Origin of the sequence: Chryseosolibacter histidinae (genome assembly GCF_018598225.1) — a bacterium.
In the GTDB taxonomy this organism is placed as follows: domain Bacteria; phylum Bacteroidota; class Bacteroidia; order Cytophagales; family Cyclobacteriaceae; genus Chryseosolibacter; species Chryseosolibacter histidini.
In genome coordinates this window covers 167,188-191,016 of the sequence record NZ_JAHESF010000012.1, presented here as the reverse complement: position 1 = coordinate 191,016, position 23,829 = coordinate 167,188, and the positions used below count along the sequence as shown (strand labels likewise).

General features: G+C 47.1%; 18 protein-coding genes and 1 tRNA gene. 4 read left to right on the top strand and 15 right to left on the bottom strand.

Features of this window, described 5'->3' with window-relative positions; genetic code table 11:
• Nucleotides 1-173: 173 nt before the first annotated feature.
• From KK083_RS14210 to KK083_RS14200, 3 genes are all read left to right on the top strand, one after another.
• Nucleotides 174-1,370 (top strand): PQQ-dependent sugar dehydrogenase, encoded by a 1,197-nt coding sequence (locus KK083_RS14210; protein ID WP_254163912.1) that lies wholly within the window; start codon nt 174-176, stop codon nt 1,368-1,370.
• A gap of 160 nt (nt 1,371-1,530) precedes the next feature.
• Nucleotides 1,531-2,829 carry a N,N-dimethylformamidase beta subunit family domain-containing protein gene (locus KK083_RS14205; RefSeq protein ID WP_254163911.1) on the top strand — a complete coding sequence of 433 codons (1,299 nt, stop codon included), beginning with the start codon at nt 1,531-1,533 and terminating at the stop codon, nt 2,827-2,829.
• Between the two features lie 155 nt (nt 2,830-2,984).
• Nucleotides 2,985-3,227, top strand: a complete 243-nt coding sequence (locus tag KK083_RS14200) for a hypothetical protein (protein WP_254163910.1) — start codon at nt 2,985-2,987, stop codon at nt 3,225-3,227.
• A 110-nt stretch (nt 3,228-3,337) separates the two neighbouring features.
• Here KK083_RS14200 and KK083_RS14195 read toward each other — a convergent pair whose 3' ends face one another.
• The 9 genes from KK083_RS14195 to KK083_RS14155 all read right to left on the bottom strand — a co-directional run bounded on the left by KK083_RS14195 (nt 3,338) and on the right by KK083_RS14155 (nt 14,347).
• Complete coding sequence (locus KK083_RS14195) at nt 3,338-4,210, bottom strand: hypothetical protein (RefSeq protein ID WP_254163909.1); 873 nt, start codon at nt 4,208-4,210, stop codon at nt 3,338-3,340.
• Between the two features lie 32 nt (nt 4,211-4,242).
• Entirely contained in the window at nt 4,243-6,135 is a 1,893-nt protein-coding gene (locus tag KK083_RS14190; protein ID WP_254163908.1) for a SusD/RagB family nutrient-binding outer membrane lipoprotein, read from the bottom strand.
• Between the two features lie 34 nt (nt 6,136-6,169).
• Entirely contained in the window at nt 6,170-9,259 is a 3,090-nt protein-coding gene (locus tag KK083_RS14185; RefSeq protein ID WP_254163907.1) for a SusC/RagA family TonB-linked outer membrane protein, read from the bottom strand.
• A 361-nt stretch (nt 9,260-9,620) separates the two neighbouring features.
• Complete coding sequence (locus tag KK083_RS14180) at nt 9,621-10,550, bottom strand: alpha/beta fold hydrolase (protein ID WP_254163906.1); 930 nt, start codon at nt 10,548-10,550, stop codon at nt 9,621-9,623.
• Between the two features lie 383 nt (nt 10,551-10,933).
• Nucleotides 10,934-11,374, bottom strand: a complete 441-nt coding sequence (locus KK083_RS14175; RefSeq protein ID WP_254163905.1) for a DoxX family protein — start codon at nt 11,372-11,374, stop codon at nt 10,934-10,936.
• Between the two features lie 126 nt (nt 11,375-11,500).
• A complete protein-coding gene (locus KK083_RS14170) occupies nt 11,501-12,019 on the bottom strand; it encodes a GNAT family N-acetyltransferase (protein ID WP_254163904.1) in 519 nt (172 codons plus the stop codon).
• 137 nt (nt 12,020-12,156) lie between these two features.
• On the bottom strand, nt 12,157-12,759 hold the full coding sequence (locus KK083_RS14165) for a Crp/Fnr family transcriptional regulator (RefSeq protein WP_254163903.1): 603 nt from the start codon (nt 12,757-12,759) through the stop codon (nt 12,157-12,159).
• A gap of 89 nt (nt 12,760-12,848) precedes the next feature.
• Nucleotides 12,849-13,277, bottom strand: a complete 429-nt coding sequence (locus tag KK083_RS14160; RefSeq protein ID WP_254163902.1) for a hypothetical protein — start codon at nt 13,275-13,277, stop codon at nt 12,849-12,851.
• 176 nt (nt 13,278-13,453) lie between these two features.
• Nucleotides 13,454-14,347 carry a helix-turn-helix domain-containing protein gene (locus KK083_RS14155; protein ID WP_254163901.1) on the bottom strand — a complete coding sequence of 298 codons (894 nt, stop codon included), beginning with the start codon at nt 14,345-14,347 and terminating at the stop codon, nt 13,454-13,456.
• A 608-nt stretch (nt 14,348-14,955) separates the two neighbouring features.
• On the opposite strand from KK083_RS14155, the gene KK083_RS14150 reads away from it, so the two are divergent.
• On the top strand, nt 14,956-16,176 hold the full coding sequence (locus KK083_RS14150; RefSeq protein WP_254163900.1) for a hypothetical protein: 1,221 nt from the start codon (nt 14,956-14,958) through the stop codon (nt 16,174-16,176).
• 458 nt (nt 16,177-16,634) lie between these two features.
• Here KK083_RS14150 and KK083_RS14145 read toward each other — a convergent pair.
• The 6 genes from KK083_RS14145 to KK083_RS14120 form a co-directional block, all read right to left on the bottom strand.
• Nucleotides 16,635-16,705 (bottom strand) — tRNA-Cys (locus KK083_RS14145).
• A gap of 141 nt (nt 16,706-16,846) precedes the next feature.
• Nucleotides 16,847-18,841, bottom strand: coding sequence for a 30S ribosomal protein S1 (rpsA, locus tag KK083_RS14140; RefSeq protein ID WP_254163899.1), 1,995 nt, complete (start codon nt 18,839-18,841; stop codon nt 16,847-16,849).
• 141 nt (nt 18,842-18,982) lie between these two features.
• Nucleotides 18,983-20,341: a TolC family protein gene (locus tag KK083_RS14135; protein ID WP_254163898.1), complete on the bottom strand. Its 1,359-nt coding sequence runs from the start codon at nt 20,339-20,341 to the stop codon at nt 18,983-18,985.
• Between the two features lie 10 nt (nt 20,342-20,351).
• Entirely contained in the window at nt 20,352-21,038 is a 687-nt protein-coding gene (locus KK083_RS14130; RefSeq protein WP_254163897.1) for an ABC transporter ATP-binding protein, read from the bottom strand.
• Between the two features lie 346 nt (nt 21,039-21,384).
• A complete protein-coding gene (locus KK083_RS14125) occupies nt 21,385-21,798 on the bottom strand; it encodes an OmpA family protein (protein ID WP_254163896.1) in 414 nt (137 codons plus the stop codon).
• 242 nt (nt 21,799-22,040) lie between these two features.
• Nucleotides 22,041-23,633 carry an ATP-dependent DNA ligase gene (locus KK083_RS14120; RefSeq protein ID WP_254163895.1) on the bottom strand — a complete coding sequence of 531 codons (1,593 nt, stop codon included), beginning with the start codon at nt 23,631-23,633 and terminating at the stop codon, nt 22,041-22,043.
• Nucleotides 23,634-23,829: the final 196 nt, after the last annotated feature.

Below are 23,829 nucleotides of genomic sequence, written 5' to 3'. Positions count from 1 at the left end.
GAAAATTCTATCGTGGAAGCGCCTATTGGAACCAGGCGTTAATCAGCAGCAGGTAACAAAAGCAGTTTCTGGTCGTGCACAAGCGGTTTCCGGTCGTGCATTGGGTACTTATTGTTGCTGAATAGCGTAACTTTCATCAATTTCCAATTTGAATTTAAACTGGTTACCAAGAGATGAAAAAAGTAGTTCTTGTTTTACTGGGTGCCATCGCGCTGATGCTGACGCCCAATGGATTGAAAGCACAATCTTCTGTAGAGACAAAAAAAGCGAACTCCGACTATAAGCCTGCCTTTGAAGGGCAAACGCGGATTTCGGCGGTTGTCACAAAAATGCCCTATGAAGGCAAGATGCTCACCGCTGCGCTGAAACGGCCGTGGGGTATTGCCGCGATGCCCAACGGCAAGTTCCTTGTAACGGAAAAAGGCGGCACGATGAAGATCGTATCCGCTACGGGTGAGGTGGGTGAAGCCATCAACGGTGTACCTGCGGTGGCCAGCGAAGGCCAGGGCGGGTTACTGGGCATTTGCCTCGACCCGAACTTCAGCAAAAACCGCATGGTATACTGGGCGTTTTCCGAGCCGCTCGACAACGGCAACCTCACCTCTGTTGCCAAGGGAAAATTATCAGCCGATGAAAAGAGCCTGGAAGGCGTTACCGTGATATACCGCGCCACGCCTGCCTACAAAGGCAACCTTCACTTCGGAGGCCGTGTTCTTTTTGCCAAAGACGGCACGCTGTTTCTTTCTACGGGTGAGCGGTCAGACATGGAAACACGTCCCCAGGCACAGGACCTGAACTCAGGCCTTGGCAAGATCATCCACATCACCACAGAAGGCAAGCCGGCAAAAGGCAATCCATTTGCAGGCGATGCCAAAGCCAGACCTGAACTGTATTCGTACGGCCATCGCAACGTACAGGGTATTGCACTGCACCCCGGCACCGGCGACCTGTGGGAAACGGAGTTCGGCCCGCGGGGTGGCGATGAGATCAACCGGGTGTTGCCCGGTAAAAATTACGGATGGCCTACCATCACCTACGGCATCGAATACCGCGGCGACAAGATCGGCGATGCCATTCAACAAAAAGCTGGCATGGAACAACCGGTGTACTACTGGGATCCGGTGATCTCCCCCAGCGGCATCACCTTCCACGACGGCCGCGACATGGCAGAATGGAAAAACAACCTGTTCATTTCTGCGCTCAGCGGGATGCACATTTGCCGCATCGTGATCGAGAACAACAAAGTGGTGGGAGAAGAAAGGCTGTTGTCAGGTGAGAACCAACGTTTCCGCGACATCACCCAGGGAACGGATGGTGCCCTGTATGCCGTGACTGACCAGGGAAGGTTGTATAGGGTTGGAAAGAAATGATCCGTTGCTTGTTGGTGAGGAACACCAACAAGGGCGCAAGAACTGGCCCCGGAGAGACTCAAACGTTTTTCCGGGGCCTTTTAATTCCAAATTAATTTCTCTTTAATATCGCCCTTATCGCGGCCTGTTTCTTTGGGATATCATTATCTGAAATCCCAACATGCTTTTACTTACCCTGTTGCTGAGTATTTTCTCCTTTCAGCCATTTCAAACGGAGATCATCGATGGTTACACCAATAAAATGTCCGCGTTCCCCGGCGATTCGATCGAGCTTTATCTTAACGCCAACCTTTCAGGGAAACACGATGTACAGCTTTACGATCTGTCTGAAAGAATTGTCTTCAGCCGGACTGCCCGGGTTTTTCCGCAATCCGTTACCCATCAAAAAACTTACGAGACCGGGTTCGGGTACAAGCGCACCTGCAAGATCGCGGTACCCGATGTGCCCAGCGGTGTATACTTGTGGGAAAACAAAATTCCCTTTATCGTGAAAACGCGTAATCCGAAAATCACCATCGTCTACGCTTCTAATACTGTTAACGCATATTGTTCTTCCGGCGGCAAAAGCCTGTATGCATTCAATTCAACTGAGAACACTGCTGCGCAAAAAGTTTCTTTCCTCAGGCCGCTTTCATTGCCCAAACATTCGGAAGCCTTTCTGCGATGGGTGGTGAAGGAAAATATCAAGGACGTAGGGTACGTGGTTGACCTTGACATGGAAGACTACAACAACATCAGGAAATCAAGGCTCATCATCATTACGGGCCATAGCGAGTACTGGACGCTGCAGGCAAGGCTGAATTTTGATCGTTTTGTGAACGAAGGAAAAAACGCATTGATCCTTTCGGGCAACACCATGTGGTGGCAGGTCAGGTATAATAAGTCTAAAGACCAGCTTATTTGCTATCGCGATCAAAAAGCAGACCCTGTAAAGTCTGAAAAATTAAAGACCATCAACTGGTGTGAGCCTTCGCTCGGATATCCGATCCAGGCATCAACCGGCACTGATTTCAGGAATGCGGGATATGGACTGAAGCAAGACAATGGTTGGGACGGTTATAAAATAATCGCCGATTCGCCGTTGCTCGAAGGAACGAAATTAAAACGGAACGACGTGCTGAGCTGTCGCAGTGATGAATTGGATGGTGCACCTTTAACATCGTTCACGGATGGGATCCCGGTAGTTGATTATCAGGCGTTGTCTTTTTATAAAGTCGAAATCGTTGGTTATGACCTGGTTCAGCGGGCAGGAAAGGAAGGGGTTGCAACCTGGATCGTCTTTAAACCAGGCCGTTCATCCGGCATTGTGATCAATACTGCATCAACCGATTGGTGTTCGTCACGGGGCATCGGTAGCAATTCTGATATTCAAAAGATCACGCTGAATATGATCACAAAACTGATGAACAACGAACGCGTATTCTCAACGGACGACGAACCTGGCAGAATAGTGAATTAAAATTAACACCGTGTGCGATTTACAAACCCGGGAAGGTTATTTTAGTGCCCGGGTTCGCGAATATAACGCCGATGAGGGAAGTAAGATCAACTTATCCGGTAGGCAGGATATCCTACGACGTAATAAGGCAATTTATAATACACCGCAAGGTCCAGGTGTCGGAAGTCATTCAGCTGAACATGTATGACTTCGACAACCTGGTACTGGATTTTCGGGAGCTCTACAAAACTGCCATGCCCTCAAATGTGAGGATCCTGGGCGTGAGAATCGAGGAACGACGATATGGCATCCCACGGCGAAATGTACAGGTGATCAGTTTTGTAAAGGATAATATCGTGATCCCTGAAGATTATAAAAGTCGCTACTTGACCTTGCGGGAATTTTATCTCACACAGTAACACACGAAAGCACCTTTGCGTGCATTCTTCCAATGTGGCATCAAAACAAAAGGCCCTCACCATTAACGGCGAGGGCCTTCGCATTTCAGCTCAGGTGTATTAAGCTGAACTTAGTTTGCTGTGAACAGTCGTACCGCCGAGCCTGGGGCTGCCGTACGCAGTCCGGCATAAATGTGATGTACATTTCTGCCCACGGTAGTAGTCCAGAAGTCGGCATAGGGCTGTGTGGTGCCACCGGTGGTCCTGGCCTGCAAGCGACCTGTAATATTTCCGTTCGCATCCACTACCTGGATCAGGTAATCCAAACGTGCGGTACCACTGGCATTATAAACCTCTTTAAACACCTTCACCGGCTGCCACCCTGTAGACTCTCCAAAAGCCACCGGAGGTCCGACATCCAGCGTATCCTTGTTAACGATGATCCGCTCGCCTTTTTCATTAAAGTAGCTGCGTGTAAAGATGTACTGGTATTGCAGCCTCAGCGTAGTAGGTACGTTGGTAGTCTCATACAGGAAATTATAAAATTTCACATACGAAGTGGTATCGGTATCGAGCGTTACGGCGTCTTGATATGGAAACCCGTTATCGACCACCACGGGTGGCTGATTGAAATTGTGTACGAAGATATTCTGCTTTCCGGCTACCAGCGTAGCGTTCTGATCGTACACCAGGGTTGTTCCATCCGTTCCCTGATACAGCTTGATGTTAACATTACCCGGCTCTGCAGTGTAAAAAGCACTGGCTGTACCACTGGGAATAGCATTGTATGTGGTGAGTGGTGCGCTGGTGTTGCTGTAAACCTTTCCATTGATCTCAACCCGGTAAATGTTATTGGCAGCAACTGCCGTAACCGGCACCACGTAATGCAGCTGGAATTCCGCAGCACCCGAAACAGGAGCAGCATCATATTCAATGACATGCTCTTCGCACGAAAACGCGCATACCGCCAGCAGTATCCAAACAATATTTTTTAGAATTTTCATATTCATTTATTTAAAAATGCGCTTGACCATAATTAGTTAGTAGTAGGAAGATCGCCAGGATAAGCAAACCAGGGTATAGAACACTGATAATTATCCGCCAGGCCGGAAATAGGCGTCAGAATTTCCAGGGAAGGTTTGTTCCACATGTACTCTGAGTTGTACCTCGGACGGATGCGGAAGCAAGGCGAACCTTGATTGAGAAGATTGTAGGTGCTCTTACGGTTCTGCACCTGGGCAGGCGCCAGGTATAATCCTTTGTAAACCTTTGTAGGATCTGTATCCCATTTCTGATTGAGGATATTAATGGTCCACGCGCCACTTGCCTGAGAAGGATATTCACCCGAATAGCTGATGTCGTAATGATACTTGCGCATATCCACCCAGGCTTCCTGTGCACCCCAGGGATAAAGCGCAACCCACTTTTGCATCATGATGTGCGACAATGAAAAGTCTCCCGTTGGCAGTCCGTCAACAAACGGTCCGGCCGCATATTGATTGGCCAGTGTAGTGAATAAAGCCGTGGTGATCTTGTCTCCTCCCGTAGCGGATCCTTTTGTGCCAGGCGTAATATACTTGGCGGTAAAAGCGATGTCTTCCTTGACGCCTGCTTTGAAGGCTTCAAACGCCGCTGTCTTATCTCCGATTTTCCAATAGGCTTCCGCCAGGCAGAATTTTAATTCGGCGCAGGTCATCAAAATATAAGGAGCATTATCGCGGTATAACCACCGGCCTGTGCCGTCATGTGTTGTGCCGGCGTAGCTTGAGCTGGCATTCCTGCCATAGAATGAAGGTGCTGTTCCGATGGGGCCTGATGTACCTGTAAAACTTCCTCCGAGATATTTGCGCTTTTTGACGGCAAACGCATTGTCGATACCGGAATAAGTGGGATCGTCAGCAGTGGCCAGCTTAACCGCTACCCGGGGATCATAATGTCCGGCCTGGGTAATGATTGCCGTATCGCAGATGATTTGTTTGGCCGCCAGTTCGTAAGGGTAGTAGGTATTACCTGCAACAGGAGTTTTGTTTCCGGTAGCCTGATCATACTTTGGAACTGTGCCTGTAAACACCTGCACAGCATATTCGTGCTGGAAATACGAATAGGAAAGATTGGGACGGAATGTACCCCAGAAATTATTGAACTCAGAATAAGGTGCAGTGGTTCCTCCCCCTGCAATCCGCAGTGTGGCATCGTCAGCGGAGGTCGCAAAAGACTTGGCCGCAGCATCAATCAACTCCTGGGCGTAAGCCGTGTTGAAATTTGTTTTATTTGACAACGAAGCCAGGTTGCGCACAATCACACCATAAGCGAACTTGATCCACTTGGCTTTATCGCCGCCATAGATGTAATCGTTGGCGCTGATCTTTGTACCGTAATTGGTCAGGTCCTCTTTTTCAAGGTATTCAACGGCTTTGTAAGCCCATGCCCGAACCTGCGGATAGATCTCAGATTGATAATCGTAATCGTGCGATAAAAGACCCGGCACATAGGCATCGGTCATCGGCAGATCGCCATGCATTTTTGTCAATTGATCCCACGAAAATGCCTTGATCGCATAACCGATACCGGCAAGTGTCCACTCTCCTGCCGCCTCTGATTGTTTGATGAGGTTCTCCAGGTTCATGCCTTGCAGGAAGTAAGTCAACCTCCACAGCTCCCCTCCTTCATCTCTGCCGGTAGGATAGAAATTTTGAGCATAAACGTTGAAATAAGTAGCTGACGTGCCCATCATTTGCGCAAGGGGCGCTGTGGCACGAACATCATAATATAAGCCCTGGTAAGCCTGCTGAATACCGGCCAGATAGAGGTAGCCATCCACATAGGCGGGTGCGTCAACATTCTTGTTCACATCCAGGTACTCTTCGCATGCTGTTGGCGCCAATAGCAACCAAAGCGCTGCTGAAATAATATATAATCTTCTTCTCATGATAATTCTTGTTAGAATGTTTAAATGTTAAGGGTTAGAAGGTAACGCTAAGCCCGACTGACATTCCGCGGGGATTGGGTATACCCCATACATCAATGCCTTCGCCCCCGGTTCCACCAGCTGCTGCAGACATGGTATTACCTACAGCGTCAATACCCGAGTAATTGGTCCAGGTAAACAGGTCATTACCGGTAACATAGACACTCGCATTGGAAACAGATATTCTCCTTAGCAAGGAAGAAGGCAGCCTGTATCCCAAGCGCACCTCCTGCAGGCGCAGGTAGTTCACGTTCTTCTCCAGCCAATCTTCATCGCCGCCGGTGTAGATCGCAGAACTCTGCGAACCATAATTAACGGAGATATTGTTGCGGGTAGGCGTCTCTGACTCTTCATTGCCATCTTTGAGCACACCATTAAATACCACCGGTCCTCTTTCTCTCAGGTCAACCGATTCCCAGCTCACACCCCGTGTCATCATGAGGCGTTTGGTGCCGTTCACCACAGTGGCGCCTGCCCTTCCTGCAAACACGGCAGACAATGAGAAAGCTTTATACGTAGCGTTGGTTGTGATGCCGAACCTCAGCTTAGGCTCGCGATTGCCGATCACGGTCCAGGTAGCATCCACCAAAGGAAGGCCCGTGGTTGGATTGATCAGGATGTCGCCCGCTTTATTACGTGTATAGGCATTTCCTGAAATGGTTGTAACAGGATGTCCCATGCTGATACCGTTCCGGATGTTACCACTGTTCCAGGTATAGGCATTGTAATATTCCGTAACATTGGCCGGCAGGGAAACAACTTCTGAATTTGTCTTTGAAGCATTAATGCCCACATTCCAGGTCACACCACTGGCGCTCCGGATAACGTCTGCATCAATATGGCCTTCAAATCCCCAGGTATCGAAAGTACCCACGTTCAATGTATTCTGTACAAAACCGGTTGCGTAGCTCAAACGGAATTCTTTCACGATCTGGTCGGAACAATGCGTCCAGAAGTGTGTAAAGTCAGCATGGATCCGGTCATCCAGGAAACGTGTTTCAATACCGATCTCTTTGGATGTGGTCATCTCCGGCTTCAGGTTCTTGTTAGGACCTACAAAGTTGTAGCGGTAGCCTCCACCGGTCAACGCCGTAGGGATCAGCTGGGGATCAATTTCGTTTGGTCCTGCATCCCTACCTACCTGGGCAACAGAGCCGCGCAACTTCAAATAGCCGATGGTGGGCTGGAGCGCCTGCATAAAAGCCAGGTCCGAGATCACCAGCGATCCTTCGATGGCCGGATAGAAATACGAGTTGTTGGCTTTTGGCAACGTTGACGACCAGTCGTTACGGCCACGCAGCGTAATGAAAGCTATGTTGTTATAACCCAGTTCAATCTGTCCGGAGACTGCCTGTATCCTTCGCTTCGTTGTCACCTTCGTTGAAGTCTGGCTGCCAACAGCGGTATTGTTGATCGACTGAAAGTCAGCTACGAGAAAATCGGAGCCATAGGTCGAAACCCTGCTAACACCGTTTTCCAACTGGTGATAACCTGCCTGCGCCGACACTGAAAACTTGTCGTCGAACAACTGCTTGCTGTAGCCCGCCAGTATGTTCACCGTGGGATCTGAGAAGTTGTTTTTAGTAATGTTATAGGCACCGCTGCCATTGTTATTATTGGCGAAATACGGGTGTGTTGAAATCTCATAAGTTGCTACGCCCACGTCCCATCCCAACTGCGCCCGCACAAATGAATTTTCAAAAGGTGTAATAGCCACCGTTGCCGTAGAGAGGATCCGATCGGAAACATCATACAGCTTATTTTTATGCAAACCGAACAGCGGATTCAGCAAGTCGGTGTCAGTGTACAGGCCCGGCAGGCGCATATGTGAGCCATCCGTATCCAGGTAATCGGCGATGTTGTCTACCTGCGGCCACAGCATCGCTCTTCCCAAAACACCGGTTGCACCTTTAGGAGCTTTGGTATTGGTGGTGGAAGTATACTGCATGAACGCCTCGAAGCTCAGCCATTTGTTAACTTCAGCTTTTCCTGCCAGCGACAGGTTAAAACGGGAGTAATCTGTTGTCTTGATCACACCGGTTTGCCCCAGGTACGATGCCGATGCCCGCACCGATGCCTTATCGTTTCCGCCTTCCACTGAAAGGTTGTGCTTGGAGGTAACACCGGTTTGCAATACAGCACCAATGTTATCATAAAGTTTAGTGCCTTCGGGATAAGGAGCTCCGAACTGGCTTGTATAATACTGATTGGTGGTACCGTAAGCACCATTACCATATTTGGTTTGGAACTCGGGATAGCCATAAGCCTTATCCCACCTGAACTGGTTGCTGTACGTCACCTTTCCACCTTTGCCATTTCCTTTTTTGGTGGTGATGATGATCGCACCATTAGAGGCATTGGAACCGTAAAGCGCAGCGGCAGCCGGACCTTTTAAAACGGTCATGGATTCAATATCTTCTATATTAAAATCATTGCCGCGCGAAGAGTAGTCTGTGTCGCGAACAGAATTGGTAGCGGGACCAGCATTGGCCAACGGATCGTAAGTGGAGTTATTCATCGGCACACCATCCACTACGAAGAGCGGCTGGTTATTACCCGAAATGGAGGTAATGCTGCGCAGCTGTATCTGTGTGGAAGAACCAGGAGCTCCGCCTGAGGAGATCACGTTCAGACCGGAAACACGGCCCATCAGCGCAGACGCAAAATTATCGCGACCCGATTCGGCGATCTCTCTACCGGTTACGGACTGAGCTTCCGAGCCCATTGCCCGTGACGCCCGCGCAATACCGAACTCGGCAATGACCACTTCACCGAGGTTGGTGACAGCGTCGTTAAGGGAAACGGTAAGCGTTTGCGAGCTTCCCACCGTAACCTCCTTTGTTTCCATCCCGATAAAACTGAACGTTAATACATCAGAAGGGCGTGCCGTGATCGCAAACTTTCCGTCGGAGTCAGTAACAGTTCCGCTGGTAGTCCCTTTAATGGTCACCGATACTCCCGGTAACGAGCTGTTGTCAGATGCAGCGACAACACGTCCCGTGATCGGCGTTTCCTGGGCCAGACCTTGAAAGTGCAATAGAAGGAATCCTATTGCCCACAAGGTAACTTGTAGATTTTTCTTCATAGTGAACAGGTTTATGATTAGGTATAAAGGGAAAAGATGAGGGTAATCCAAAATATCTACATCACTGAAAATGGTGATTTGGAATTATCACTGTCTTTCGTATTCTAACGGCTTCAAAAGGCCCCGGGCGGGGCTGAGCTGCTGACCATCTGTGTGAGTGGTCGTGGGGGCTATCAGGGAAACGCCGTCAATGATTTTTTTTGGATAAGACTTACATGCTTGCCCACGTGATTATTCAAGAAAAAAAGCCTGCGACTCATTGTAATCGCAGGCACATAGCTTTCCATTTTCAATTCTCTATATTGACCTACCGGTAAGGGAAATGAAGCACCCTCTACGCTCCCTACACCAACTCACTCAATTAATAGTAGTCCTTCACCTGCAATTCTGCAAGGAAGATATGATCAACAATTAATGAGGCGAGCCTTGTAAACAATTGTTCAGGGAAACTGTGACCCATTCCTTCAATAATTTGCAGCTTTGCATTTGGGATCGCCGCAGCTGTCGCTATTCCTCCGCTGACATTAACCATTACATCCGAATCGCCATGTATAACAAGTGAAGGAATTTTCAAGCTGCGAAGCCGTGACGTGCGATCACCCGATTTTAGTACAGCAACAGCCTGACGGACGATCGCAGTCGGGTCATGATCACGATCCCATGCTATACCTGCAATTTCTTCAGCATGCCTTTCGTTAAGGGGATAAATTGGTGAGCCCGTTGCTTTTAAGGATCTAATTCGCCACTTGATATATTCCTGACGATCGTGCATAGGAGGCATTCCAAGTTTTGCCAATAAAGAGTAATCAGTCTGTCCTACATCCTGTGCCCCCGTGGACGACATAATCGAAGTTAAACTTTTAACACGAGATCGGTGCTCGATCGCTATGGTTTGTGCGATCATACCACCCATAGATGCTCCAACAATGTGTACACGTTCGTAGCATAAGGCGTCCATTAGAGCAACAGTATCAGCGGCCATTTCCGATAAGGAATATGGTACTGTTGAAAAATCACCAGCCATGGCAGCATTGAAATCCGGGAGAGGACAATGAGAAAAATGGGTCGATAGTCCAGAATCCCGGTTATCAAAGCGAATAAGGTGAAGCCCTTTGCTCATCAGTTCATTGCATAAGCCTTCCGGCCATGAGATCATCTGAGCACCTGCTCCCATTATAAGAAAAACAGGAACATCCGTTGATTTTCCAAGCCTTTGGAAAGCGATATCAATATCTGAAGCGCCAAAGTTCTGAAGATACGCTACAGTCGATCCAACAATGTTTAATGACATACTATTACTTTGCAATAATGAAGTTTGCTATGGCAGAAAGCCAATAACATTTGTTAATAAATTACTTTTACGCCTCGAGATGCTTATATATACTCACATTGTAGTTTTACCAATGTTGATTTTTGCATGCCGATTTGCGTTCCAAAGAAGGAACCCTACAACTAGTCGTGATGAAAATTGCACACACGCTTTCTGGCCTTGACAAAAAAAATTGACTCGCGTATTTTAATGAAATGCAATCTCTGTTTCGTACTTACCAGAGTCGGCCACTCAAAATTTACATTTTACGGGTGGCCAACTTAAAGCGTGAATATAGGGTCGGCTACATTCGACCAACCTTAAAACCCTGAGCGCTGCTGTTTAATGCTGATCGATTATCAAGCCTATTTTTCTATCCAATTGTCTAATGAGAGGCGTCCGCTACCCAGTAGCATGATTACTAAACAAATTCCGATCACCAACAAGTGATATTCATAACCTTCTCCTTGTTGGGTTCCAAACCAGTTCATAAAAAGACCGTGTTTGTAGTTTGTGGTGATTATTGCGCCAACCATAACTACTAACAGTCCAAACGCCCACACTTTACTTGCAAATCCGGCGATCAATGCAGCGGCTCCAAAAAATTCCAGCGTAATTACCAGCAAACCGATAATCCATGGTAATTTCAGGGTATCAGTAAAGAATTGCATTGTTGGCGTAAAACCATAACCTCCAAACCACCCAAACAATTTTTGCGCTCCATGCGGAAGCATTATTGCCCCAAGCAGTATACGAAGAATAAAACCGGCCCAATCACCCGTTGTTGAAAATAGTAGATGTTTCATAACTTTTTTTTGTTTTGCTTTTTCCTGTACAAAACAACTACCACCAGCAAGAAAAAAGATTAAACTACTTTAAGGAAATTATGGCTTTAGCCTTTTTATTGCGTATCATTTTCAAGTATTATATCATTATGTATCCAAGTAGTAACGGAAACCGAATACCGGTAAATCGTTTTGGACTAAATCCAGATCGGCGGCTCGATTAAAACCAAGTTTCTCATACATCTTCAAGGCTCCGATCATTGCCGCGGAGGTATGAATGATCACTGTCTTTTTCCCTTTCAATCTTGCTTTCTTAATACATTCAAGCGTCAGCATCTCACCAATCCCCTTGCCACGAGATTTTTCTACGACTGCCATGAAGCGAAATCCGGAAGCATTCGGTTCTTGGGTAGCTGTTCCACCTGATGCGTAATATCTCATATTGCCAAAGTAAACAACCGCACCCTCAATGCCTCCCGCTTTATTCACTGCCACCACTATTTCGACTTCCGGCTTTACGCATAATTCTCCAACCTTCAATAACATTGCGTAATAAACTGGCTGATCGGCAGGCCTCGGAAATCCATCAATGCCTGAATAAACATCGACGAGCATGAGCCCCACCCTCGAAAGCTCTTCAAGATGCGCGGTCCTAATATCCATCATGCTGCTTCAAAATCAGATTATGCAAAGAATAGCGTCCAATGATAACAGCGAAACGCCAGTTGTTGAAAATAACAGATGCGTTTTTTGTTTTCTGACACAAAACAACTAACACCTGTCAGCAAAAAAGATAAACTACTTTAAGGAATTCGATGCTTTTGTCTCTTATTTCGTATCATACTCAGAAACTCAGGAGTCACACCGAGATAGGAAGCGATATCTTTTTGAGAAATGCGAAGCTCCAATCCCGGATACTTCCTGGTAAATGCATCATATTTTTGCTCGGCTGTTGAGAACAGGCTTTGGGTCATCCTGTGCTGCAACATAATATATGCGTTCTGATATCGCAGCTTAGCAAACTTTTCTAATTGCGGAACTTTCTCGTAAAGCCAGTCATGGTGCATCTTGCTTATCTGAAAGCATTCGGAATCCTCAATTGCCTGAATGGAATAGAAGGCAGGCATCTGGGTGGCAAAGCTTTCGAGATCCAAAGACCACCAATTTTCAGGGGCAAACTTAACGTTGTGCTGTGTCCCATTGAGGTCAGTATAGAAAACTTTAAGGCAGCCCTTATTGACAAACGTTTCATTCCTGCAAAGATCGCCGCTCTGAAGCACAAACTCTTTCTTCTTGAATAGGCGTACTTCAACCACCGAGAGAAACACTTCGATTTCTTGCTGACTAAGTGACACAACCTCCCGAACATTGTCTAACAAACGTTTATATTTTTCTATTTGGCTCACAAGTCTTTGAGGTTTTAATCCACACTAGAACTTCCTTATCTTAAAAACTGCAAGCGATCACCATTGTTTTTTGCCCAGGGTCCCGCAATTCAGCGTAAAAGATTGTATTCATCAAGAGGTGCCACATAATACGCTCGTGCGTAGACCGAGGCAACAAACTGTTTTTCATAAAACTTGTAGATGAAGTCGCGATCAGCCAGTCTGGTGGCAACAAATTTATTATAGACCTCATCCTCCGTTAATTCCCGGAGCTCTTTCATGAAAGACTGCACAACCTTTAGCCAAAATATTGTAATTGTTTCATGATAACCACGCTCGCCCGTATTCTCGCCACCATTTACATGATTGAATAAGATAATTGCAGCCCTTACACGACAAATGGTTTCTTCAAAAGAGTATCGTTTCAAATGCCAGATAGCGATTTTTACGTGGCCAAGGTGATCAAAAAGATCCTTTGGCAACGTTTGATTTAAAAATCCCTTTGCAAAGCAGTCCACGTCCGGGTACAATGAATTCATAAGGAGTAAAATGTAACGGTTGCAATTACACACATCCCGGGAAGAAAACACTTATTCATTATTGACAATTTTAGCCTTGAGTCCGGTTCACATCCTTAATATGCGCGACAGATAAATAAAAATCAAATCCTGTACTGAGGCAGATGATTAAAGACACCTCACGGTAATGAACTCCGTCAAATCACCAACTTGTCTGACATTGAAGAGGGAGCGTATCCATAAATTTTTTTGAATAGATTACTGAATGAGCCAAGCGATTCAAAGCCAACCATCAGGCAGGCATCCGTGACGCTGTGTCCGTTCTGAAGCAATTCGTAGGCCTTACCGATCCGCACTTTTTGGAAATATTGGTACGGAGTGATGTTGTGAATTTCTTTGAAAAGCCTGGTCATATGAAATTTATTCAAACAAACCTGATCAGCAATTTCATCCAAGGTCAACAAACGCGTTATGTTGTCGTGTATGTATTCTTCAGCGAGCTGAACACGAGAAAACAACTCCTCCTTGGTGCTTTGCCTCATTGCAGACATTTCGTCAAGGCATCGCTGTACGCTAGTCATATTCACAAATAAGAAAGAAGTAAGATTTATGAGCTTTTGCTCGATGTCTGCGCTATTAACTTCGCCGCTCGAAATAGTACTGCTTAAAGCCGCGATTTCATTCAGCATTTTAAACGGTACCAGAGGAAAATTAATTGCTTCAGTTGTCTTTAGCGCTTTGGGATCATCTAATAACGACTGGACACCTGAATTTGCATGATAGGCCGCCTCGTAAAAAAGCCGTTCCGAAAACAATATCAAAAGTGTTTCTCTTTCCAAACTGCTCTGAAAATCAATTGAAAGTTCGTCGCCAGGATTTAAGACATAAAAATGTTTGGGACCAATTTTAACTTGCCTGCCATTCATGCAGTAATTCCCCTGCCCGATCTGATTGGCAATAAGCAAAAAGGGTGTTTCATGTTTAGGGTGATGGTACGCATTGCACGTTCTCGACAAAATAATAGTATTGCCGGCCATTTCCTTTGTGACCAAAGTATTAACAGATGGATCAGGTAATTCATTTACAATCATCCTGGCAACGATTTTATCGTTTTATAATATCTTGATATAAAGGGGCAACCTGGTAATTCCCGAACAGATACTTCGACAAGAAGCATCATCCAAAATAATAGACGCTACAATACATTGCTTCTTATAGACATCTCATCAATCTTTACAGGTTTCATGTACACAAAAAAAATCGACAAGTCAGCTTAGAAAAATAAACTACTTTAAGATTTAAGGGAATCTTGCTCATTCGGAAATCAACGTTCTCAAATCTAATATCACTCAGGACAAGATTTGAAAATGAGCAATTCTGAAAAAGTCACATAATAACATCCTTTTTTTAAAAAGGTACCGATTCGATTTCATCAAATTCCCAGCAATTCTTTTTTCAGTGCCTTGGCCAAAATGTCGTCATCATCGATAATTGCGACCCTGGATCATACCACAAGGTAAGCCCCGTCGGTCAATAGCGCAATACTTCTTTTGGGTACCTGGAGCACCGCCCCAGAAAGAAAAATCATCCTTTATAAGCATTTCTTTTCTTAGCCCTAAGCTGAACTTTGTACCATAGCTGCTACGTAGTAGCGCTTCCATTCGCTTTTAGATACAGTTATCGACCTAAAAAAACTATTATGAAAAAAACATCTTTAATTTCGGAAGCACTCATTGGGCGTTTTAAATTTTGCGCACCGGCCAAATCCAGCACATGGTTTTTTGTAGCTTTTTTCCTGTTTGCATTGTCTTGCAGCGAAGATCCAACTAAAACCTCACCTGTCACAGAGAACGTGTTACCGGAGTTTGTCGCACCCGACGGCATTGATTTCAACGGTGACTACCTTATCATCCCTACACCACAGCTGTATGAGCAAACCATGAAAGCACTGAAGGCATCAGAGCCCGAGTCTGTGTCAAAATGGACTGCCAAACTTGGGCTCACTTCAATGAGGGATATCTATGTTAAGGCTATGAAGGAACAGGATGACTACTTGCTCAATCTCCTGAAGGAGTATGAATCTTTGCCAGCCGATGATAAAAGACTCAAGACAAAACCTGTGATCCCACAAACACCTTTTGTCGCCCAACATGCAGCTTTGTTCGATTTCAATGAATATGGCGCAATTACACGGTTGAAGCTTTCAAATCCGCTGATGGATCGTTTGCTGAACAAAGATGGTATCATTATGGTGGCAGGCCATATTTTTCAGTATAACGAAACAAATACAAAGATCATTGTTGGAGGAAGCAATAGTAAGATAGCCATGCTCCCGTCTGTAGCAGCCACTAACGACAAGTTGAATATCATTGTGAATCCCGTGACAACCCAGCATAAGACTTTGACCGATGCATCGGCGAACGGACGTCTTGCCTACAGCTACAGTAGCAGTGCACAAATTAACCTTCCTGATAAATGGGATTTATATTTCAATTATTCCGTCTCTCTCAGCACAAGCCTGATGCCGATCTATGACACAAACAATCCTGTATGTGATCCTCCTGGTTGCGGTCAGGCACGAGCCTCAAAAACACAGGATTGTTATTGCTACTACCCAATCATTGGCCAACAAGGCTTCACACTGCATTATGCAACCATGGAATGCCGTAAAATCTGGTATAGCGCTATTGATACACAACATCACTCCGACAAAAACCGGATCACTGCAACGATAACAGACAATGTGTTCGGAACCAATAATTATAGCTATACCAACCAATATTCCGTGAACGCGACTCTTTATATCTACGATGGACCTATCCCCAATAACTATGATGTTACATCAGGATCTTACACATTCTACGAAAAGACATTTTGGGATGAGCAGACGTTCGAGGGACAGACAACCCATTCGTGGTAAGACTAACCAATCAGGGTAACCTGGCAGCGATTGAGCAATTGCAAAGGAAAAAACGTAAATCCCGCACGGGGTTCGCAAGCCCGTACTTTACCAACGCTTCGAGTATACGAACTTCAAGGGCAACTGATTCCAAAACGTACGGGTAAGTGGGTGCTTTATAGCGGAGAAGCCATTGAACTTCATAGCTTCCCTCCTGCCATAGAACAAATCAAGTTAATTCAAAGAGAAAGGGGCCTCATACCGCTTCTTTTCAGGTCTGGAAAACTATTTTTCCTCAATTTTGTGACACTGATCGTGACACTGCTAAAATAAAAACCCCGAACACAGGACGCCTGGCGTTTTTTGAAACAAAATTTATCCAGGCGATAAAAAAATCTTTTTCACAACAGCTACAGCGTCTTGCCTCGTCATAAAATGAAAAAACCGCCCGGCTATCGCCGGTGCGGCTTTCTTCGTTGAGGTCCCGAGCGGATTCGAACCGCTGTAGAAGCTTTTGCAGAGCTCTGCCTAGCCGCTCGGCCACGGGACCAGGCTAGTTGTTAGTTTAAAGTTTCAGGTTAAAAGTCCTGAAAAATCGCACTCCGCAAAACTAAAAAAATCGGAGGTGATTACAACATCATAAAAAAAGAAAAGGTGACCGAAGCAGTCACCTTTCTTTTCTTCAATACAATTATTCAGCTTTTGATTCGCCGCCGCCAGACATTTTCTCTTTCAGCGCGCTGAGCGCCTCAAGATCTCCGAGCGTAGACTTCTCAGTCTGCTGATTGATGTTCTGAATGGTTTTGCCTTTGGAAGGAGCTTTCTTCTTGGCTGCTGCCACTTCTTCTTCCACAGACCACATCGCTTTGTGCGACAATACGATCCTTCTGTCGTCTTTAGAGAACTCGAGCACTTTGAAGTCGAGCGAATCGCCAACCTCTGCCCTGGAGTTATCTTCTTTCGCCAGGTTCTTGGCAGAAACAAAGCCTTCGATACCGTAAGGTAACTCGAGCACTGCGCCTTTGTCGTTTTTGCTGATGATCGTTCCTTTGTGAACGGATCCCACGGTGAACACACCTTCGAAAGTATCCCAGGGGTTCTCTTCCAGGTGTTTGTGGCTGAGGGCCAGTCTGCGGTTAGCCGCATCAAGCTCCAGCACCTGAACTTCCATGGTATCTCCTACTTTCACGAACTCGGAAGGATGTTTGATCTTCTTCGTCCAGCTGAGGTCAGATACGTGCACGAGGCCGTCGATACCTTCTTCGAGCTCGATGAAGAGACCGAAGTTGGTAAGGTTGCGAACAATGCCTTTATGCTTGGTGCCAACAGCGTATTTGCTGAGCACGTCCTGTCTTGTCCAGGGATCTTCGGTGAGTTGTTTGATGCCGAGTGACATCTTGCGCTCTTCGCGGTCGAGGGTAAGCACCACAGCTTCCACTTCGTCGCCAACTTTCAGGAAGTCCTGAGGGTTGCGCAGGTGCTGTGACCAGCTCATCTCGCTCACGTGGATGAGGCCTTCAACGCCAGACTGCAGCTCGAGGAATGCGCCGTAATCTGCTACGTTAACGATCTTACCTTTCACTTTAGAACCTACCTGGATATCGGCAGGTAACGAATCCCAAGGATGAGGCGTCAGTTGCTTCATACCCAGGGAGATCCTTTTCTTGTCGCCGTCGAAGTCGAGCACAACCACCTTCACGGTCTGGTCGAGCTTCAGCACTTCTTCCGGATGGTTGATACGGCCCCATGAGATATCGGTGATGTGGAGCAGACCATCTACGCCACCCAGGTCGATGAACACACCAAAGTTGGTCATGTTCTTGATCACACCTTCCAGCACCTGTCCTTTTTCGAGGTTGGTGAGGATGGCTGCCTTCTGCTGCTCGAGGTCTTTCTCGATCAGCACTTTGTGCGATACCACAACGTTGTCGTTGGTGTAGTTGATCTTCACAACCTTCACCTCGATAGACTTGTTCACATAGATATCGAAATCCCTGATAGGCTTCACATCGATCTGTGAGCCAGGCAAGAACGCTTCGATTCCGAACACGTCCACGATGAGACCACCTTTGGTTCTGCGTTTTACAAAACCTTCGATAACCTCGTCCTTGTCCAGGGCTTTCTGTACGTATTCCCAACCTTTCACGAGCTTCGCTTTTCTGCGGCTCAATACCAATTGACCCATGGCGTCTTCACGTTCTTCGATGAACAGATCCACCACATCGCCGATCTTCAGATTGGTCATGTCTTTGAATTCAGCCAGCGGCACGAGGCCATCAGACTTGAATCCTATGTTCAGGATAACATCACGGTCGTTGATACCGACTACTGTACCTGAAACAACTTCACCGGTATTCACGGTGGTCACTGTTCCGGAGTACATCTGGTTCATCTCTTCACGCTTGCTCTTGGAGTATCCTTCTCCAAAACCTTTGCTTTCGAAAGCATCCCAGTCGAATTCGCCCGGTACCTGCTTCGCATAAAGGCTTTTTCTGAGCTCTGTTACGGGGATCGCCTCAGTGGAGATTTCCTCCTCTTCACGCTTGCGGCGTTTTGCTGCTTCGATGGGGTCTTCATCTTCGTTTTCAGATGAGCCTGTTCCTTTAGACTTACTGGTTGGAGCAGTACCCGTGGTGCCGGCAGATCTCCTGGGCCTTTGTTCAGGCCCTTTTTGTGCTTTTGCCATAAAATAAAATATGCCCTGTCAATACATGCAGCCGGCGGGCAACGGATGCAACTTTGGTTTTACATTCCTTTTTGGATGAATTTCATCAAAAAAGCCCGTTCACTTGAACGGGCTGCAAAGATAATAAAATTTCAGGGATTTCTACTGCTCAATAATACTCTGGGGATTAAGCGTTCCCAGCGCGTAGTCAAGCAGCATTTTTTGGAACACGAGCGTAATTTCAGCCTGTGCCCTTGAAGCAGCCGCCTGAACAAAGGTCTGGTTTGCCTGTGCAAGCGCCACCTGTGCGGAAATCCCGAGGATAAAGCTTTCCTGCTGGGTTTTGAGCGCCAGCTCACCGGCCTGGTACTGGATCTGGCTGGCCTCGTATGATTCAATAGCGGTCAGGTAATTATTGTAAGTTCTTTTTACATCGATCTTGATGGTTTTTTCAACGTTGTCTCGCACGATCTTCGAATTCTCGTAGGTCATTTTATTGAACACCCTGTTGTTCCTGGTTTGCAGGCGATCGAATATGGGTATCGTGAGACTTACACCGTAGGACAATCTCGGGAACACGTTACGGAACTGATTGGAGAAGGTACCGTAAGCGGGATCAGGCTTCAGCGTAGATACATACTGAGACCCGTATGATGCTGATGCGTTGAGGCTCGGCAGATACGTATTGATGGATGCCTTGTATGCATAGAGGTTTGCTTTTGCCTGATAGTCTGCGCGCTTCAGGTCTTCCCTGTTGGCCACGGCGATGGCATACAGGCTGTCAACGCTCACACCATTGATATTAAAGGAATTGTCGATCCTTGGAAGCTCAACATCAAAGGGAACCGCAGGATCGAGCTGCAGGGTCTGGGCCAGCAACGCTTTATCATTCTCCAGGGTAACTTTTGCACGTAATGCGATAAGTTCGAGATTCCTGACCTGGGCATCCTGGGTATACTGGTCTGATTCAGCGCGCGCGCCAAGCCTGACCTGCTCTTTCAGCTGATCGAGCAGAACAGATTGAGCCTTGAAACTTTCCTGGGCGATCTTCAACAGCTCCTGGTCCAGCAAAACTTGCAGGTACTGGTTTGTAACATTGAACACAACATCCTGTTCGCTACGTTTGACAAAGGCAGCTTGAGCCTTGAACTGGTTTATATTAGCGTTGAGGGTGTTGATCCTGTTGAAACCGTTGAAGATCGTCACCCCTGCCTGTAAGCTGGCACTCACGTTGTCAACACTAAGGTCTTCCAGGTCTCCCGTCTCAGGACTGGGCTGCTGACCATCTGTGTGATTGACAGACCCCTGAATGCCTAAGCTGGGAAGAAACGCCGCAATGCTCTGATTCCGTTGCACCTCACTCGACAGCAAGAAATTTTTCTGCTGATTGAGAGTCACATTACTTTTCATGGCAATCTTGATCGCCTCATTATAGGTAAGCCTCAAAGGTTTTTCTTCCTGCGCCTGGCCGGAAAACCCCAGTGCCACCAGTATGACTGGGATAAAAAAATGCTTTTTCATCACGTTAGCTTTAAACTCTTTCTAATACCAGATTATCTTCTACAACAGCACCATCGGCCACCTTAATGATACGCTTGCCGTAACGGGCATTTTCTTCTGAGTGCGTTACCTGGATGATGGTAATACCCTCTTCGTTCAGCTTCTTGAAGATCTCCATGATCTGTTTACCCTGGTCTGAATGAAGGTTACCGGTGGGCTCATCGGCCAGCAATAATTTGGGCTGCCCCACAATGGCGCGGGCAATGCCCACCAGCTGCTGCTGGCCACCGCTGAGCTGCTCGGGGAAAAGATCTTTTTTGGCAACCATGTTAAAACGGTCAAGCATCTCAGCCACCATACTCTTGCGCTGGCTGCCACTCACACCTTTGTACAACAGCGGGGTTTCGATATTTTCATACACCGTGAGCTCATCGATCAGGTGATAGGCCTGGAAGATGAAACCGATGTAATTCTTGTGCATATCCGATTTCTGCTTCTCCTTCATTTTATGCACCGGCTCATCGAAGAAGTAGTATTCTCCTGCCGACGGCTCGTCAAGCATGCCGATGATGTTCATCAAGGTAGATTTGCCTGCCCCGCTGGGACCCATAATGGTCAGAAATTCACCCTGCTGCACATCGAGGTTGACGCCCTTGAGGATGAAGGTCCGCTGGAAGCGTGAATCGATATACTTATCAATATCGCGTAGTTTTATCATGGTTGGATGGTTAATTATCGTACAATAAGCGGCTTATTCACTAAAGCATTCCTGCGAATGCCAATAATGGTGCCAATGAAAATATCAGGCTTCAGACCAAAAATAAACGCTTTTTATTGCAATCCAGCCCGTTCGGATATGAAAAATGGTGTCCGGAAACGAACTGGGGGTGGGGAAGTTTAAGATTTAAAGTTTCAGGTTTAAAGTTGGGACGGGCGTGCGTTACCAATGCGGATTCTGTTCAAATGAAACGAAGCAGAATCGTCAACCTGGCACAACTTCAAACTTTAAACCTGAAACTTTAAACTAACGACCGGCAACAGGCAACTGGCAACCAGCAACCTTTTCAAAAGATTATCGGGTATAGAATGACGTCCACCCGCCGGTTCATTTGCATGCCCTCGTAGGAGTCGTTGCTGTAGACGGCGTTTTCGAGGCCCCAGTCTTTGATGGTGATCTTGTGCTCGGGGATGGCTCTTTGCAGCAGGAGGCCCAGCACAGCACCGCTTCTCATGCGCGAAAGCCATTCGTTGTACTCTTTGCCGCCAATGGGATCGGTATGGCTGATCAGGTGGATATCGTATTTCTCAAGCAGGTTGGGAATGGAATCGAGCCAGTGATGGAGGTCGACACCCTGATCTTCGGAGATGTAATAGCTTCCGCCGCCGAAGTAGATGCTCTTGCGGATCTCATCAGCGCTCTGCTGTGCTGAAACAACAAGCGCCAATAACCACAAAAGAATAATGATCCCCAACCGCATGTGCCTAATTTACTAAACAAAATGCAAACTGCTGCGTTACTTCAAAAGATTAACTTTCTGTTAACAGTCGGCGGTTACTTAAAGAGATTGGGTTTAGTTTAAAGTTTCAGGTTTCAGGTTTAAAGTTTCAGGTTTAAGGTTGTGCCAGGTCGACGATCGGGTTTACTTCTTCACCTTGAACAGAGCCCGAAAGCGTAGTTCACACTGCTCCTAACTTTAAACTTTAAATTTCAAACTTTAAACTACCTCCCCGCTTCTGAAAATCTCAACAGTGAATTCAAATCATTCAGTGTGTTTGCCTCGCTCGCCGTTTTGTCTTTCCTCCACCGCGCCATCCGCGGGAACCGGAGCGCGATGCCCGATTTGTGACGACTCGAACGGTTGATGCCTTCAAAAGCGATCTCGAAGACCAGCTCGGGTTTTACACTTCTCACGGGACCAAACCGCTCCACCGTATTTTGTTTTACCCACCGGTCAACTTCCCGGATCTCTTCATCCGTAAGGCCGCTGTACGCTTTGGTGAAAGGAACCAGCTGATCGCCATCCCAGACGGCAAAGGTATAATCGGTATACAGGTTGGCCCTTCTTCCATGACCACGCATAGCGTAGATCATCACAGCATCCACGGTGAACGGGTTGATCTTCCATTTCCACCAGTCGCCCCTCCTCCTTCCGTTCCGGTAAATAGAATCTTTGCGTTTGAGCATGATGCCTTCGCTGAGAAACTCGCGTGACCGTTCCCGTTCAAGCGCCAGCTGCTCCCACGTGTCGAACGTTACAGCAGGCGAGAGCCGTAGCACGGGGTGATTGACGGGGCAGATCGCTTCCAGCCTCGCCCGTCGGTCTTCAAATTTCCAGGTCCTTATGTCTTCACCCTGCCATTCCAGCACATCATAAGCAACGAAGGCAACCGGTACTTCCTTCAGCAATTTCGCCGACAGGTTCTTTCTTCCGATACGGGTTTGCAGGGCCGCAAATGCCATGGGGAGATCGCCCTTGAAGGGAAGGATCTCTCCGTCGATGGCGGTTCCGTCCGGCAGCAGCTTCAGCATCTCCTGGTACTCAGGATATTTGTCGGTGACGAGCTCTTCACCGCGCGACCACACAAAAAGCTGACCGCTTCTGACGATCACCTGCCCGCGGATGCCATCCCATTTACGTTCGGCTATCCACTCATGCGGCTCACCCAATGTGTGAACGTCGTCTTCTAATGCATAGGCGAGGTAGAATGGGTAAGGCTTCGATACATCGGTGCCGTCCGTTGTGTAGAGCAACCCGCTGAATGTATCGAGCTCCGGCGACCAGTTGCCCATGAGCCTGTGCGCCACAACATTTTCCTTTACATCGGCGAATTTGGCCAGTGCCTTCACCATCAGTTGTTGTGAAACACCGATGCGAAAACCTCCCGTGATGAGCTTGTTGAATACAAAACGTTCTGTCTCATTGAGCTGTCCCCAGGCCCAGAGGATCTTCTCTTTTTTCTCGGGTACTTCCAGCGGCTCCAGTGCCTTGATAAAATCGATCCAGTACGTGAGGCTGAAATCCGATTCTTCAAATTCAGAAGGCAACACAAGCGTAATGGTCTCCGCCAGGTCACCCACCACAGTGTAGGATTCATAGAACAACCATTCGGGAAGTCCTGAAAGCTCGTTAGCCCACTGCGCCAGGTAATTGGCATTCACGGTGCGCTTAGGCCGGCGGTGAGAAAGCAGGGCGATAGCCCACAACTTGTCCTGGTCTGAAGCTTTTCCGAAATAATCGATCAGCGCTTTGATCTTGCCCAGGGTTTTGGTGGTTTGATCGAGGTCTGTGAAAAGGCGCGTGAAGTGTTTCATAGAAAGGTTGCCAGTTGCCGGTTACCAGTTGCCAGTTAGACTGGGTTAAGTTTCCAAGTTCGGTTCAAGGTTTAAAGTTTGAAGTTTAAGGTTTAAAGTTGTGCCAGGTCAACGATAGTGCTTTGCCTCATCCTGAACAGAACCCGAAAAGTGGAAGTTTACTCCACACTGAACCGGCAAACCGGCAACTGGCAAC